General features: G+C 69.4%; 21 protein-coding genes. 3 read left to right on the top strand and 18 right to left on the bottom strand.

Going from position 1 to position 12,067, the window contains the following annotated elements; all coding sequences use genetic code 11:
* Positions 1-377 precede the first annotated feature (377 nt).
* From ACZ5NW_RS36355 to ACZ5NW_RS36270, 18 genes are all read right to left on the bottom strand, one after another.
* Complete coding sequence (locus tag ACZ5NW_RS36355) at positions 378-1,877, bottom strand: DNA cytosine methyltransferase (protein ID WP_468748317.1); 1,500 nt, start codon at positions 1,875-1,877, stop codon at positions 378-380.
* Positions 1,874-2,650: a hypothetical protein gene (locus ACZ5NW_RS36350; RefSeq protein ID WP_468748316.1), complete on the bottom strand. Its 777-nt coding sequence runs from the start codon at positions 2,648-2,650 to the stop codon at positions 1,874-1,876. Before ACZ5NW_RS36350 ends, ACZ5NW_RS36355 begins: the two co-directional genes overlap by 4 nt.
* A 203-nt stretch (positions 2,651-2,853) precedes the next feature.
* Complete coding sequence (locus ACZ5NW_RS36345; RefSeq protein ID WP_468748315.1) at positions 2,854-3,087, bottom strand: hypothetical protein; 234 nt, start codon at positions 3,085-3,087, stop codon at positions 2,854-2,856.
* 97 nt (positions 3,088-3,184) lie between these two features.
* Positions 3,185-3,574, bottom strand: coding sequence for a hypothetical protein (locus ACZ5NW_RS36340; protein WP_468748314.1), 390 nt, complete (start codon positions 3,572-3,574; stop codon positions 3,185-3,187).
* Positions 3,575-3,634: 60 nt separating this feature from the next.
* Complete coding sequence (locus tag ACZ5NW_RS36335; protein WP_468748313.1) at positions 3,635-4,417, bottom strand: AAA family ATPase; 783 nt, start codon at positions 4,415-4,417, stop codon at positions 3,635-3,637.
* Positions 4,418-4,428: 11 nt separating this feature from the next.
* Positions 4,429-5,256: a PD-(D/E)XK nuclease family protein gene (locus ACZ5NW_RS36330; protein ID WP_468748312.1), complete on the bottom strand. Its 828-nt coding sequence runs from the start codon at positions 5,254-5,256 to the stop codon at positions 4,429-4,431.
* Entirely contained in the window at positions 5,253-5,897 is a 645-nt protein-coding gene (locus tag ACZ5NW_RS36325; RefSeq protein ID WP_468748311.1) for a 3'-5' exonuclease, read from the bottom strand. The genes ACZ5NW_RS36330 and ACZ5NW_RS36325 overlap by 4 nt, the downstream gene beginning before the upstream one ends.
* Positions 5,894-6,148 (bottom strand): hypothetical protein, encoded by a 255-nt coding sequence (locus ACZ5NW_RS36320; protein WP_468748310.1) that lies wholly within the window; start codon positions 6,146-6,148, stop codon positions 5,894-5,896. Before ACZ5NW_RS36320 ends, ACZ5NW_RS36325 begins: the two co-directional genes overlap by 4 nt.
* Positions 6,149-6,315: 167 nt before the next feature.
* Positions 6,316-6,711, bottom strand: a complete 396-nt coding sequence (locus ACZ5NW_RS36315) for a hypothetical protein (RefSeq protein WP_468748309.1) — start codon at positions 6,709-6,711, stop codon at positions 6,316-6,318.
* A complete protein-coding gene (locus ACZ5NW_RS36310) occupies positions 6,708-6,866 on the bottom strand; it encodes a hypothetical protein (protein ID WP_468748308.1) in 159 nt (52 codons plus the stop codon). The genes ACZ5NW_RS36315 and ACZ5NW_RS36310 overlap by 4 nt, the downstream gene beginning before the upstream one ends.
* Entirely contained in the window at positions 6,863-7,288 is a 426-nt protein-coding gene (locus tag ACZ5NW_RS36305; protein ID WP_468748307.1) for a DUF4326 domain-containing protein, read from the bottom strand. Before ACZ5NW_RS36305 ends, ACZ5NW_RS36310 begins: the two co-directional genes overlap by 4 nt.
* The gene (locus ACZ5NW_RS36300; RefSeq protein ID WP_468748306.1) at positions 7,288-7,470 is read right to left on the bottom strand and encodes a hypothetical protein; all 183 of its coding nucleotides are present in this window, start codon (positions 7,468-7,470) and stop codon (positions 7,288-7,290) included. The genes ACZ5NW_RS36305 and ACZ5NW_RS36300 overlap by 1 nt, the downstream gene beginning before the upstream one ends.
* Complete coding sequence (locus ACZ5NW_RS36295) at positions 7,467-7,670, bottom strand: hypothetical protein (protein ID WP_468748305.1); 204 nt, start codon at positions 7,668-7,670, stop codon at positions 7,467-7,469. The genes ACZ5NW_RS36300 and ACZ5NW_RS36295 overlap by 4 nt, the downstream gene beginning before the upstream one ends.
* The gene (locus tag ACZ5NW_RS36290) at positions 7,667-7,915 is read right to left on the bottom strand and encodes a hypothetical protein (RefSeq protein ID WP_468748304.1); all 249 of its coding nucleotides are present in this window, start codon (positions 7,913-7,915) and stop codon (positions 7,667-7,669) included. The genes ACZ5NW_RS36295 and ACZ5NW_RS36290 overlap by 4 nt, the downstream gene beginning before the upstream one ends.
* Positions 7,912-8,538, bottom strand: coding sequence for a hypothetical protein (locus ACZ5NW_RS36285; protein ID WP_468748303.1), 627 nt, complete (start codon positions 8,536-8,538; stop codon positions 7,912-7,914). The genes ACZ5NW_RS36290 and ACZ5NW_RS36285 overlap by 4 nt, the downstream gene beginning before the upstream one ends.
* On the bottom strand, positions 8,535-8,876 hold the full coding sequence (locus ACZ5NW_RS36280; protein WP_468748302.1) for a hypothetical protein: 342 nt from the start codon (positions 8,874-8,876) through the stop codon (positions 8,535-8,537). The genes ACZ5NW_RS36285 and ACZ5NW_RS36280 overlap by 4 nt, the downstream gene beginning before the upstream one ends.
* 95 nt (positions 8,877-8,971) lie before the next feature.
* The gene (locus tag ACZ5NW_RS36275) at positions 8,972-9,310 is read right to left on the bottom strand and encodes a helix-turn-helix domain-containing protein (RefSeq protein WP_468748301.1); all 339 of its coding nucleotides are present in this window, start codon (positions 9,308-9,310) and stop codon (positions 8,972-8,974) included.
* On the bottom strand, positions 9,297-9,494 hold the full coding sequence (locus ACZ5NW_RS36270; protein WP_468748300.1) for a helix-turn-helix domain-containing protein: 198 nt from the start codon (positions 9,492-9,494) through the stop codon (positions 9,297-9,299). Before ACZ5NW_RS36270 ends, ACZ5NW_RS36275 begins: the two co-directional genes overlap by 14 nt.
* 290 nt (positions 9,495-9,784) lie before the next feature.
* Here ACZ5NW_RS36270 and ACZ5NW_RS36265 point away from each other — a divergent pair, with 290 nt between their 5' ends.
* The 3 genes from ACZ5NW_RS36265 to ACZ5NW_RS36255 all read left to right on the top strand — a co-directional run bounded on the left by ACZ5NW_RS36265 (position 9,785) and on the right by ACZ5NW_RS36255 (position 11,981).
* Positions 9,785-10,327, top strand: coding sequence for a helix-turn-helix domain-containing protein (locus tag ACZ5NW_RS36265; RefSeq protein WP_468748299.1), 543 nt, complete (start codon positions 9,785-9,787; stop codon positions 10,325-10,327).
* A gap of 133 nt (positions 10,328-10,460) precedes the next feature.
* Positions 10,461-10,649 carry a hypothetical protein gene (locus ACZ5NW_RS36260; protein ID WP_468748298.1) on the top strand — a complete coding sequence of 63 codons (189 nt, stop codon included), beginning with the start codon at positions 10,461-10,463 and terminating at the stop codon, positions 10,647-10,649.
* Between the two features lie 24 nt (positions 10,650-10,673).
* On the top strand, positions 10,674-11,981 hold the full coding sequence (locus tag ACZ5NW_RS36255) for a tyrosine-type recombinase/integrase (RefSeq protein WP_468748297.1): 1,308 nt from the start codon (positions 10,674-10,676) through the stop codon (positions 11,979-11,981).
* Positions 11,982-12,067: the final 86 nt, after the last annotated feature.

The following is a 12,067-nucleotide window of genomic DNA, read 5'->3' as shown; positions in this document are numbered from 1 at the left end:
GACCGTCCTTGCCAGAGGTGATCGGAACGCGGACCTCAAGGCCCCGCTTAGCCAGTCGCTGAAGCGCAGACTTCAAGCTGCCCTTGCCGGTGAGCCCGGCCCTCTCCGCAAGCGTGTGCACGTTGAAGTCGGGCCAGGTGAGACGCGACGGATCGCCGTCCCGGACGTTCTCACCGATGGCCACGAGCACCATGCGCTCACCCGGCGTCAGGTCGGCAGGTGCACGGAGGAGGACGTCGACGACGCGCTTGATCCCCATCACTGCACCTCCCGTCGCGGCATGGCGTCCAAGGTCACGGCTTTGTCCTTCGGCTGGAGCGAGTGGGGTCGGGGGTTACTGCTGGTTCAGGGCCGGTCGCGCGGCTGGCGGCCCGCGGTCACGCGGCGGCTGCCGAGGTGCGGTTAAGGGCGTCCCGGACGCGCCCGCCGAGCCACTGGGCGACGTTGCAGGAGACGGCGTTTCCGGCCTGCATGGTCTGCTCGCCCTTGTTGCCGAGGACGATGTAGTCGTCGGGGAAGCGTTGGGCGAGGAGCTGTTCGCGCGGCTGGATCATCCGGTAGTGGCAGTCCTCCAGCGTTGGCGCCGGCGAGGCGATCGCCGCGGAGTCGACCGTGGAGAGCGTGTGCAGCGGTTCGGCGGTCGTCCTGGTCGCCGCGTTGCGGTACGGGATGACGAGCCAGTGGTGGCGGCCCTTCGCGGTGACGGTGTCAACCGGCTCGGAGACCGGCGCGGCGCCTCCGTTGCGGCGGAGGGTGATGATGAAGCTGTCGTCTGCCTGCGGCGGAGTGACCAGGGCTTCGAAGCCCTTCGGGTTGGCCATCCGGGTGCGCATCGGTTCGGCTGTCGACGTGGCGGTGGTGTTCCAGGTGCCGCCCGAGGGGACGAGGATTGCGTCGCCGATCTTCGCGGTGCGGGCCGGGAGCGGCGCCCCGTCGGCGGGGAACGCGCGGCCGTCGTGCCCGGCGTGGTTGACGGTGAGGACGATGCGGCGGTCGCCGAGGAGGTCGAGGCCCTTGCGGATGCGGGTGACCGTGTTCGCGGCGAGCGGCCGCAGCCCCTTCTCCGCGCGGTCGCCGATACGGACGCCGAGGTTCGACCAGTCGATGATCGAGGCTGCGGGACGGACGTATGGCTCGACGACCGCGTGCCTGCACTTCGGTCCGTTGGGGCAGCGGTACACGTACTGCTGGCCGTACTTGCCGAGCTTGCGGCCGTCCTTCTTCCACGACTGGAACGCGGTGACGGTCTCCTCGCACACCGGGCACCACGCCTGCGGGCGCGGTTCGACGTTCGGCAGCGGGATGCCCTTACGGGTGGCGACGATGTAGATGCGGTCCCGCCACTGCGGCGCCGCCGGGTTCGTGTCCCCATCGCCGGCGTGCGCCGAGGACAGGGACACGAACTGGATGTTGTAGCCGAGGGTCCGCATTCCGGCGAGCCACACGTCGAACAGCTCCCAGTCCGCGGCCTCCATCACGTTCTCCACCAGCACGGCCTTGTAGCGGTGGACTTCGGTGGCGCGGATGACGTCCCAGAACGTGGCCCTGGTGCGGTCGAACGCGCCCGAGGAGATCGGCCCGAACTCCTCCAGCCCCAACTGCCCGGCACCCGCGCCAGTCTTGCGCCGTCGTCCGCCCGCGGGGCTGAGCTCGGTGCAGATCGGCGACGCCCACAGCACGTCGGTGGAGGGCAGGCGGCGCATGTCGTAGTTGTTGACGTCGGCGCACAGGTGGTCGGCGTCGCGGTGGTTCGCGGCGTGCGTCTCGATGGCGCGCTGCCAGTGGTTCGCGGCGAGCCGCAGTTCCAGGCCGGCGCCGACGAGCCCGGTGCTGGAGCCTCCGGCGCCGCAGAAGATGTCGGTGAAGGTCAGGCTCACGCTGCGAGCTCCTGTTCGGTCTGGGGGTGGCGGATGAGTTCCTGCTGGAGGTGGTTGCGGGTGACGCCGATGCGTTCGGCGGCCTGATCGATGGACACGCCATAGGAGAGGAGCTCGCGAGCGTCGGCGGCGATCGTGGCGCCGCGGTTGGAGGCGGCTGCTTTGGCCTGGCCGACCGCGGCCCATCGCTCCTGCGCGGTGAGGTGGGAGCGCTCGGCCAGCCAGTGCTGGTGGGCGGTCTCGCAGCGCTTGCAGACGGGGATGCCGCTGAGCTTGTGCAGCCAGTAGCCGCGGTCGGTTCCGCAGTGCCCGGTCGTATCGGGCAGCGTGGTCGGGTCATCCATGGTGTCGTCGTCCCATGCGGTCGGCCCGTCCCATCCCTTGGCCCGCGCGAGGTTTCGGGTGCGGTTGGTGTGTTTGTTGCGTGGCGGCGGGGTGGTGGCGAGTTGCCGGTAGACGGCCGCGATTCGGTCGGCGAGGTCGCGGCGGACGGTGGGCTGCCGTCCGTTAGCGATGGACAGGATCCGGTTGGGTGCCGTGTCGGCGGCGGCTGAGAGTGTGGTGTAGGAGTGGCCGATGCAGCTGAGAGCCTGGATCCGTCGCATGCTGCCCGTGACGTCGATGTACTGACCGCCGTCGCCCTTGCCGAACGGTCGCACCGCGAGGATCTTTGCTTCGGTTTCGTGGCGGATCTTCTTGCGCTGGCCCTGGTAGATCGCGATCAAGTTGCTGAACGGCACACGGGTTGCTGCGGCGAGGGTGTCCCAGCTCATGGTCTGGTGGAGTGTGCGTAGGTGTTCCTGCGCTTTGACCGGGCTAGTGAAGGGGCTGCGGCCCAGCTCACGGTCGATCCGAGTCTTCTTCTGGTGCTGGTTGCGTGCCGTTCGGCAGGGCTGGCAGTGGCAACGGGGCCGGCGGCCGGGGCTGCCGTAGGCGCGGGCCGTGGTGCCGTGAGGGGGGACGGGGCGGCTGGCCATCAGTCCTCCTTCCGGGGCTGGTAGTTGGTGTCGAGTGCGGTGCGCAGGCCGGGGTGGTTGGCGTACAGGTGCACGCAGCGGGCGAGTTGGCGGGCGTGGTGGCGGATGGCGAGGGTGGTTCCGGCCCGGTAGCCGAGGCCGATGGCGAGGGCGGCGAGGCAGGCGCCGTAGAAGGCGGCCCATCCGGTGAGGACGGCGTGGGCGAGCGCGGCCAGCAGGTCGAAGGCGGTCACGGCCGCCTCCGTGCGTCGCGGTTCAGGTACGCGTACCAGCCGGCCGATGCGCCGACCATGAGGGCCATGCAGGCGAGGAACAGGAGGGCGGATTTCATCAGGCGGCCGCCTTCCGCTGCTCGGTGCGGGCGGCCTGCCGGTCCTGGATGAACTTCCGTCCGGCCCGGGTGAGCAGGTAGACGTTGACCTTCTTGCCGTGCGCTTTCGGGTTGATCGACGGCTCTTCGTCGACCTTCCGCAGCAGTTGCGGCTCGTTGGGGTGGAGGGCGTCGTGGCCGGTGAGGGCGGCGAAGTAGACGCCGGCCTTGCGGCAGTCGTCCTCGGGGACGAGGAGTCGTATGTCGTTCATGCCGAACGGGGCTCCGCTGTCGGCGAGGTGGAGGACGGCCTGGTCGAGGACGGCGGTCGTCCACTGGGAGACGGTGGGCTTGAGGGCGGCGAGGATTCGTTCGGCGCGGGCCTTAGCCTGGGCGGGAGTGAGCAGCATGTGATGTCCTTGAGGTAGTGGGGGCCCGCCTGTTTGCGGCGGGCGGGGCCCCGAAGGCGGTTACTCGGTGGTGTCGGGCTCGGCGGCGAGCCAGGCGAGGACCGGGGCGGCGATGTCGCGGGCGCCGTTGGGCCGCTCGATGACCGCGCGATTCAGGGACGGGCAGCGGGACTTGAGGACTTCGAGCCGGTTGTCGAGGTCCATCGCGACGGCGATGTCGAACTCGTACTCGATGCCCTTGCGCTGCTCGGGCCGCATGCCGACCCGCGTCGGTTCCTTCTTGCCGCGCTCGTTCTCCTGCAGCACCCACTCGGTGTAGGAGCGCATCGAGCAGACGACGTGACCGGGGTAGGCGAGAATCGCGGCGACCATGTCGTTCTGGATGGGGGTGCCGTCTTTCCAGCCCGCGAACGCGTTGTTGCCGTACTTGCTCTTGGCCTTCTCGACCTGGTCGAGGATGCCGTCGGTGCCCTTCCAGAAGTGGGAGAGGCTGTCGACGAACGCGGTCGGGTAGCCAGCCTGGGCGGCGACGGCCAGGGCGCGGGCGAGGTCTCGGGGGTCGTAGCGGTCCATGGCGAGGGTGTCGAACTGGATGCCGCCGATCCCGGCGTACAGGCTGGCGGCTCCCCGTTCGGTGTCGATGACCGCGAACTTGCGGCCCTCGGACAAGCCGTGGCAGATGGACAGGCCAGTCCAGGTCTTGCCGGAGCCGGACATGCCCTGGATGGACAGGCGGGCCTTGCGGCCAGCCTTGCTGGCCGGCCGGAACGCGAACTGCTCGGAGGAGCCGTTCTGTTCGGCGGCGGGCCGCGCGGTGCGGACGGGGGGCGGAAGCTGGGACATGCGGGCTACTCCTAGGCGTACTGGCGCTCGACCCACGAGGGCAGCGCGGTCATCGGGTTGGGCAGGTAGCCGGGCCACTCGCCGGACTCGCGGCAGATGGCGTAGGTGTTGAGGGCGACCTCGTTGAGGTGGCGGCCGATGTTGCGGGCCATCGGGTCGCAGGTGGTGACCACGACGAGGTAGGGCGGTTCCTTCTCCTGCAGCACGAACTGGAACGGCTTCTCCGGGTCGACCAGGCCGAGGGCCAGGCCGGCGTCGAGGTACCACTCCTGCTGCTGGGCGTAGCCGTGCTCGTAGAACGCCTTCTCCAGGTCTTCGCGGCGGCAGGAGCGGGCGGTCTTGTAGTCGACGATCTGACCGTCGTGGCGCAGCCAGTCGAAGCGGGCCCGCCGCCACACGCCGTGGTCGTCCCAGAAGGCGGACTGCTCGGCGGCGCCGGAGCCGGGCTCCAGGAGGCGGGCCGCCTCCTCGTCTGCGCGCAGGGCGGCCGCCATGGCCTTGACCTGCTCCAGCTCGTGACGCTTGAGCGGGATGTTCCCGGCGTCCCGGATCGCCTCGACCTCAGCCTTGATGGCGTCGGTGTTCCACTTCTCCGCCTCGACGAGGACGAGTTCGGGGCCGTCGTCGAGCACGAGTTTGTGGGCGGCGGTGCCGAGTTCGAGGGCCTTGTTGTGGGGCTGCGGGTTGTCGAGCCAGTGCTTGAACTTGGCGGGGCACTCGGTGACGAGCTTGCGGGCGCCGGTCGACGACAGGCTGCCGCCGGGAATGGGGTCGGAGTGGTACAGCTCGGCGTCGATGTCGTACAGGCCGGGCACGACCTCGACCGGCGCCGCGGTCATGCGACGCCGTCCAGGCACATCGGCGTCACGCTGGCGATCGCGTCGTACACGTCACGGGCCCACCTGGCGTCGCCGAGTGCGGTGTGCGCGACTTCCTTGCTGGGCGGCTCAACGCCGACGGCGCGGGAGAGCTCGTAGGACTTGAACGGCAGCCGTGGATAGTCGGCCTGGAAGGCGAAGTCTCCGCCGTAGGCGCCGGACGCGGCCTGACCGAGTCGGAAGCCGGCCGCGAAGGTGGCAATGTCGACCGGCCGGTAGTGCCACACGGTCTTGCGACCGTGGGCGTGCAGCAGCTTGGTCAGGAACGCCACGTCGAACCCGGGATTCGAGCCGACGACGACGGCGTCCTTGAGGACGTCCTGCAGGTCGAACAGCATCTCGGGGAGCGTTGACCGCAGCGGCGGGCCGCCGGCCGGGAAGAACTCGATGGCGTCCCAGCCGTCGGGAACGGCGAAGCGTTCCTCGAACTTCCCGATCTCAAGGGCCTTGGGGTCTGCGGTCGTGAGGTCGGGGCGGACCTGCCACAGGTATTCGCAGTCGGCGCCGTCTTCACGTCGGCGGATGACAGCGATCTCCCACGCGTCTCCGTGGCGGGGGTCCAGGTGGGTCGTCTCGGTGTCGACGAACGCGATGACGGTCATGCGGCCACCTCGCCGCGGGCGATGGCCTGGAGGTGTGCGACGCCGTCCGGGTCGTACTGGATGGCGGTGATGGCGGCGACGTACTCGGGGAAGGCGGCGGCGAGCTTGTCGAGGTTGGCGGGGTCGGCCATGCCCATGGTGGTGAGCAGGCTGGTGGTGAACGACCCGGCCTGGTAGCCGCCTTCGCGGCCGTAGTGGAAGAGGACGTGCGCGGCGACGTCCGCCGGGATGGTGGGGCTGCTGGTGCTCATGTGACCTGCTTTCGGGTGTGCTGATGGATGGCGGCCCGCCCCGACCGGGGGGAGGTGGTGCGGGGCGAGCCGCCTGGGAGGCCGCGGAGCTGGGGGGACTCGACGCGGCAGGTCTTCGGTTGTGGCGCTGCCTCGCCGGCCAGTCGTCATCCGGCGAGAGCGGCGAGCTAGTCGGTGCGCGCCCAGGAGGGCGGCACGCGGCCGGGGTCGGTGGTCGCGAACGGCGCCTGATGCAGCGGCACCGGGGTGAACAGCCGCTTCACGACCTCGGGGTCGATCTCCTGCGTTTCGTCTGCCGCGGCGTTGGCCTGGCAGGCGATGTTGAGGCGCTGCTGAAGTTCGGCGATCTGCCGCTCCAGGCCGGCCACGGTCTCGGCGTGACGTTCGTCGATCCGCTGCACGGTCTCGGCGTGCTCCCGCCGCTGGTCGTCCAACTGACCGTCCTTGGCGGCGATCGTGGCCCTGGCCCCGGAGAGCAGGAGTCGCAGCCGGGCGATCTCATCGGGCGCGCGATGCCGGGTACGAGGCACGCGGCGCACGAGCAGCCGATCGACGATGGTCATTTCGCTTCGTCCTTCAGGTGCTGGTTGAGTGCGGTTTCGGCGGCCAACTCGGCTTCCAACTCGGTCGCGCGGTCGGTGAGTCGGCGGATGCACAGGCGGGCCAGGGCCGTCCACAGGCCGGCGATGGGCGACAGGTACGGGGAGGGGGCGGTCACAGCGCGTCCGCCGGGTTGGCCAGCGCCAGCAGCACGTCGGCGTGGCAGGGCTTGTCGAGGGGGCACCAGCACATGAGGTCCCGGCCCGCCAGCTCCTGCCGCGCCTGCTCGGCGAGGTCCGGCCGCTGGGCCAGCCAGTCGCGGTACATGGCGACGGCCTGCTCCCGGGTGGCGTCCTTCACGAGGTGCCACGTCACGGTTTTGTCCGGGTGGACGAAGGCGTGCCGCTCGCCGGACGTCTTGCCGAGGCGGCCCTCGCGCTCCCACTCGGAGCCGTCGAGGGCGGGCATGCGGATCTGGGTGCAGGGATTGCCCCAGCGGGAGCCGCGGCCGACGTAGACGACGCCGAGCGGGTTGGTGGTTTGGTCCTCGACGCGCCAGCCCTTGACGCGGCGGCGTTGGATGCGGCGGGGTGTGGCCATCACGCCTCCCCCATGAACTCGGCGGGGATGTCGGCGTGGCCGGAGAGGATGTCGTCGATGAGGTTCGGGTCGGTGATCCAGGCGGGCACCCGGCGCGGGGTGATGCCGAGGCCCGACAGCAGGCCGGGCACGACGATCGGCGCCGCAGTGTCCGGGGTGGGCGGCAGGTCGAGGAGGCTCACGACGCCACCGCCCGCTCGTGTGCGGCCAGCCAGCGGCGGCGGTGCGCGTAGCGGACGTGGACCTGCGCCACCCGCTCGACGTACTCGGCGGGGGTCATCGGCTTAACGCCCTTGGCGCGGCGCGCGAACTCGGCCTCGACGCGGGCGATCGCGTCCTGCTCCAGATCCGCCAGCGGGCGGGGCTCGGCGACGGCGGTCACGACGCGACCTCCTTCGGCGGGCTGCTGTGGGCGGCCTGGATCGCGGCGAACTCGGCGGCCCAGTCCGGGTAGTCGGCGGCCGTCGCACACGCCATCGGGTGCGTGACCAGCCAGGCATCCATCTGGAACGCGATCCGATCCGATGGGGAATGCGTGCGGGCGGCGGCCTGCTGGAAGGCGACGGCCACGAGCTCCGCCTCCAACACCGGCGTGGCCACGTCCAGGTGGTCGATCGGGCGGGTCATGACGCCACCGCCTTCGGAGCGGCGAGGTTCTCCAGCCCGTACTTGCGGACCCGGTCGTAGCGGGCGATGCCCCACACGATCGCGTGGCAGGCCCACAGGAACGCCCAGTCCCAGTCGCGGAAGTTCCACTCCCACGTCTCGCCGAACGACCAGCCCTCGTAGCTGAAGTTCTCCAGCTCCTTACGGGCACCGTCCTCGTGGGTGATGTCCCCCCACTCGAAGATGTCGCGCGTGACCTCGGCTCCGATGCCGCGCGGGGCATCCCCGCTGCGGATGGCGTCGACGACGTGCTTCTTGACCTGCTGCTCGAACAGTTCCTGCGAATACGTCATGACACGGTCGCGATCGCCGTCGAGCTTCTCCGACCAGTAGTGAGGGTCGACGTCCCACCCACGGAAGAACTGGAACATGTCCGTCAGCCGGGTGAAGACGTAGGCGTCCTTGATGTCGCCGCGGATGGCGAGGACTCCCGGCCAGGTGACGATGTCGAAGCAGGCGATGCTTCCCCAACCGGCTCGGGAGAACCGCAGGTGCCGGTACAGCCCGTCGTCGTGCAGGACGGTCATCTGGTGGCCGGCCGTGTCCCGGGCGAACCGGGCCGCGATCTCTGGGTAGTCGCTCATGCCGCACCGCCCTCGGAGTCGTAGCCAGCGAGGACCCACTGCTTGGCGTCGCGGTCCCAGATGACCGACCAGGCGTTGTGATCGGTCAGCGTGCCGTCGAGGTCGATGCCGACCGCCATGCCAGCCGACTCGGCCGCGTTGAGGGCGTCGGCGATGGCCTGCCAGTACGAACGCTCGGTTCGGGGCATCGCCTTCCGCTGCTCGGCGTCCTCGCGGAGGACTTCATTGGCGAAGGCGTCGACCACGTAGTTCGCGGTCTCGTCGGTGCGTGCTCCGCCGTGGCGCAGGATCGTGATCAGGTCGTCCCGTCGGGACGGCGTCTGAGAGGATTGAGGCACGTGAAGCCCCTTTCGTTTCGTGAGTTCGTGAGGGGTGGAGCGTTCGAGGTCATCGCGGGCTTGGCGGTTACGCGGTGGCCTCTTTGTTTGCCGCGTCAGGCGGCGAGGGGCTTGGCGTACTTGCTCGGCAGGACTTCGCCGTGCGCCTGCACCCAGCGGATGTGCTCGGCGGTGAGGCGCGGCGTGCGGCCGACGTAGGTGAAGGGGATGCGGCGGGCGCGGATGCTCTCGGCGACCCAGTTCACGCTCTTGCCGAGGAGCGCGGCCGCCTCCTCCGGGGTGAAGCAGCGCAGTTCGAGGCTGGCCGCGGCCGACTGCATGGCGGCCACCTGCTCGACCGCGGACGTGAGCCGCGTGATGAGCGTGGTGTCGACTGCGATGGCGCTGTCCTCCCCGCCGGCCTTGGTGGGGGGAGCAAGGTCAGTGACGCTCACTGGGTTCCTCCTTGTGGGTTATGGCGTCGATGGGCACGTTCAGACGTTCGGCGTAGCGGTGGAGGGTTTCGGCTCCCGCTCCTTGCTGTCCGCGCTCAACGCGGGAGAGGAAGCCGACATCTCGGCCGATGTCTTTTGCGAGCTGCTGAAGGCTGATTCCAGAGCGCTCGCGGATGGCCTTCATTGCGGCTCCGTTGGGTCTCACAGGACAGAACGTAAACCTATCGACGCGGCGCCCGCAAGGTGTTCGCTGGGTTTTATTGGGTGTCCAGCCTGCTTGGTTAGGTGCTCGAAGGGCCATTGAAGCTGCAACCATGGCCAAAGATGTGCGGCGCGGAACGGCGCGTTCACGGGGCGCAAGCGCAAGGAGGCGCTAACGAGGCAACAAAAAAGCTCCCCAAAGACCGATCAATCCTGGTCAATTAGGGGATTCAGTGGGTGCGCGTTGCCAAACCGTGCGGCATGATGGCGCCCATGACTGAGGACCGGACCAAACTGCAGTGGGGCAAGCTCGCGGCCGCCGTCCGGGCGGCGCGCGAAGCCCGCGGCCTCACGCAGCTCGCCCTCGCCGAGCTCGCCGGCGTCAGTGAGGGGAGCGTCCAGAACCTCGAAAGCGGTAAACCGCGCACCCGGATGCCTCAGACCATGGCCAGGATCGAGCCGCACCTTGGCTGGGCCGAGGGGTCCGGCCGCACCATCCTCGACGGCGGCCAGCCCACCCCTGCCCACGCGCCCCGAGAGGCGGCGAAGGGGACACGTGGTGACGCAGACCGGCTGCGCAGCAAGCTGCCACTGCGGATCGTCGACGAGCTGGAAAGTGACGACCCGCTCCTCGACTCCGCCGTCATCCAGCTGCCCGGCACCCGGGGCGTCCGCATGACCGTCGTCGTCCACGGGCGTCCCGACGCCACGCCTCAGGAGATCCAGGACGCGCTCCTGGCCTGGCGGCGCGCCGAGAGCAAGCTCCAGGGGCTCCCCGACGATGACGACGACACGCCGGCGGCGAACGGCGCGTAACAGGGGGCGCACGCGTTGTTCTCATCCCCTCCCGGCCTGCAACGAAATGTGTTTCCATGGGGCAACCACAAGGGAGGGGCGCCCGCGGGGTCTTGGGGGACTCATGTGCGTGCGGGTAGTACGAGTAACAGGAATGCCGTTCAACGTCGACATGTGGTTGGAGGACCGGGACGACGGCCGGTTCACCATCTACGTCGACCGCAGGATGATCACCAAGCACGGCGCCAAGGCCATGCAGCTGTTGCTCAACACGAGCGCCTCCGGCTGGCAGCGGCTAGACGATACGGTCGTCCGCAGGGCACTGCGTGCCGTCACCGGCTGACACGCGGATCCGGTGAGGTGATCCATGGCTTATGCGGAGAAGCGGGGCCCCAACAGGTGGCGGGGCCGCTACCAGCGCCCTGACGGCACGTGGGGCTCGGTCAGCCGCGATGACAACGGGAAGCCGTTCACGACGAAGTCGTCAGCTCGCAACTATGCCGCCGGCCTTGAGACGGACGTGCGGCGCAAGACGTTCCTCGACCCCCGCGACGGGCGTATCACCGCCGGGGAGTGGGCCCCGGTGTGGATGGAGTCGGTGGAGCTCGCCAACCGCAGCGACGCGACGTACCGGCAGCGCCTGCGAAGCGTGATCCTGCCCCGGTGGGAAGACGTGGCCATGGCCGACGTCTCCACCATCGCGGTGAACGTCTGGGAGCAGCAGCTGCGGCGGCGTTACAAGCCGCGGTACGTGAAGAGCATCATGTCCGTGATGCGGGTGATGTTCGACGACGCCGTCGCCTCGAAGGTGCTGGCCGATAACCCGGTGGCCACCCTCAAGTCGCGGCGGCGCGGCCGGTACAAGGGCAGGCAGCAGGACGACGAGGTGGTCATCGCGACGCCACGCCAGGCCTATTTGCTGGCCCGCAACGCACGGGAGATGCGGGGCCTCGTCGGGTACACACTGGTCCTCACGATCGCTTACTGCGGGCTGCGCATCTCCGAGGCCGCGGGCCTGCGCCGAGAACACTTGCTTCTCGACGACCAGGGCCAGGGGTGCCGTCTGCTGGTACAGGAGCAGACCCAGTACGTGGATGGCCGCAAGACTCAGGTGGCTCCGAAGTACGGGTCGACGGGCAGCATCATCCTGCCGCCGTTCCTCGCCGGCCTCCTGAGTGAGCTGCTCGAAGCGCACGAGTCGGAGTGGGTGTTCCCCAGCAAGACGGGCCGGAAGATGGACACGGGGGCTTACTTCTACACGGACATCTGGCGGCGGTTCGTCGACGGGCACGCGGCGCAGCCGGACCGGTTCGGCCGGCCCAGCCGGCTGCCGGACATGAAGGCGGTCGCCGGGATCGAGAATCTGGTCCCGCACGGGCTGCGGCACAGCATGAAGGTGTGGCTGGACGAGCTGAAGCATCCGCGGGTGGCGGTTGAGGAGCGGATGCGGCACAGGATCCCGGGCGTTGAGGGCGCCTATTCGCACATGACGCTGGCGATGGAGAAGGACATCGCGACGGACCTGCAGAAGCTGTGGGAGACGTCGGTGGCGGTGGTGGACGACCCCGGGGAGTGGGAGCCTGCCCGGCCCCGGCGGAAGCAGGGGAGCGAGATTGTCTCCCAGGAATCTCCCACACCCAACGAGTCTGGCGCGTTGGGTGAGCCTGCGTCATGATGGTCGCACGGCCTGAGCTGGGCGTTCGCGGTCTCCCCCAGGACCGCTCACGCAACGATCAGAGTCCGCCTCGGACGATCCCCCGT

The organism is Streptomyces sp. NPDC032126, from assembly GCF_055580085.1.
This window is presented reverse-complemented; position numbering and strand designations above follow the sequence as displayed.

Excerpts from the sequence above, each read along its gene's own strand:
- ACZ5NW_RS36335 (WP_468748313.1), bottom strand. The coding sequence starts at position 4,417 with ATGTCCCAGCTTCCGCCCCCCGTCCGCACCGCGCGGCCCGCCGCCGAA.
- ACZ5NW_RS36305 (WP_468748307.1), bottom strand. The coding sequence starts at position 7,288 with ATGGCCACACCCCGCCGCATCCAACGCCGCCGCGTCAAGGGCTGGCGC.
- ACZ5NW_RS36315 (WP_468748309.1), bottom strand. The coding sequence starts at position 6,711 with ATGACCATCGTCGATCGGCTGCTCGTGCGCCGCGTGCCTCGTACCCGG.
- ACZ5NW_RS36320 (WP_468748310.1), bottom strand. The coding sequence starts at position 6,148 with ATGAGCACCAGCAGCCCCACCATCCCGGCGGACGTCGCCGCGCACGTC.
- ACZ5NW_RS36290 (WP_468748304.1), bottom strand. The coding sequence starts at position 7,915 with ATGACCCGCCCGATCGACCACCTGGACGTGGCCACGCCGGTGTTGGAG.
- ACZ5NW_RS36255 (WP_468748297.1), top strand. The coding sequence starts at position 10,674 with ATGGCTTATGCGGAGAAGCGGGGCCCCAACAGGTGGCGGGGCCGCTAC.
- ACZ5NW_RS36285 (WP_468748303.1), bottom strand. The coding sequence starts at position 8,538 with ATGAGCGACTACCCAGAGATCGCGGCCCGGTTCGCCCGGGACACGGCC.
- ACZ5NW_RS36330 (WP_468748312.1), bottom strand. The coding sequence starts at position 5,256 with ATGACCGCGGCGCCGGTCGAGGTCGTGCCCGGCCTGTACGACATCGAC.
- ACZ5NW_RS36265 (WP_468748299.1), top strand. The coding sequence starts at position 9,785 with ATGACTGAGGACCGGACCAAACTGCAGTGGGGCAAGCTCGCGGCCGCC.
- ACZ5NW_RS36260 (WP_468748298.1), top strand. The coding sequence starts at position 10,461 with ATGCCGTTCAACGTCGACATGTGGTTGGAGGACCGGGACGACGGCCGG.
- ACZ5NW_RS36270 (WP_468748300.1), bottom strand. The coding sequence starts at position 9,494 with ATGAAGGCCATCCGCGAGCGCTCTGGAATCAGCCTTCAGCAGCTCGCA.
- ACZ5NW_RS36350 (WP_468748316.1), bottom strand. The coding sequence starts at position 2,650 with ATGAGCTGGGACACCCTCGCCGCAGCAACCCGTGTGCCGTTCAGCAAC.
- ACZ5NW_RS36340 (WP_468748314.1), bottom strand. The coding sequence starts at position 3,574 with ATGCTGCTCACTCCCGCCCAGGCTAAGGCCCGCGCCGAACGAATCCTC.
- ACZ5NW_RS36325 (WP_468748311.1), bottom strand. The coding sequence starts at position 5,897 with ATGACCGTCATCGCGTTCGTCGACACCGAGACGACCCACCTGGACCCC.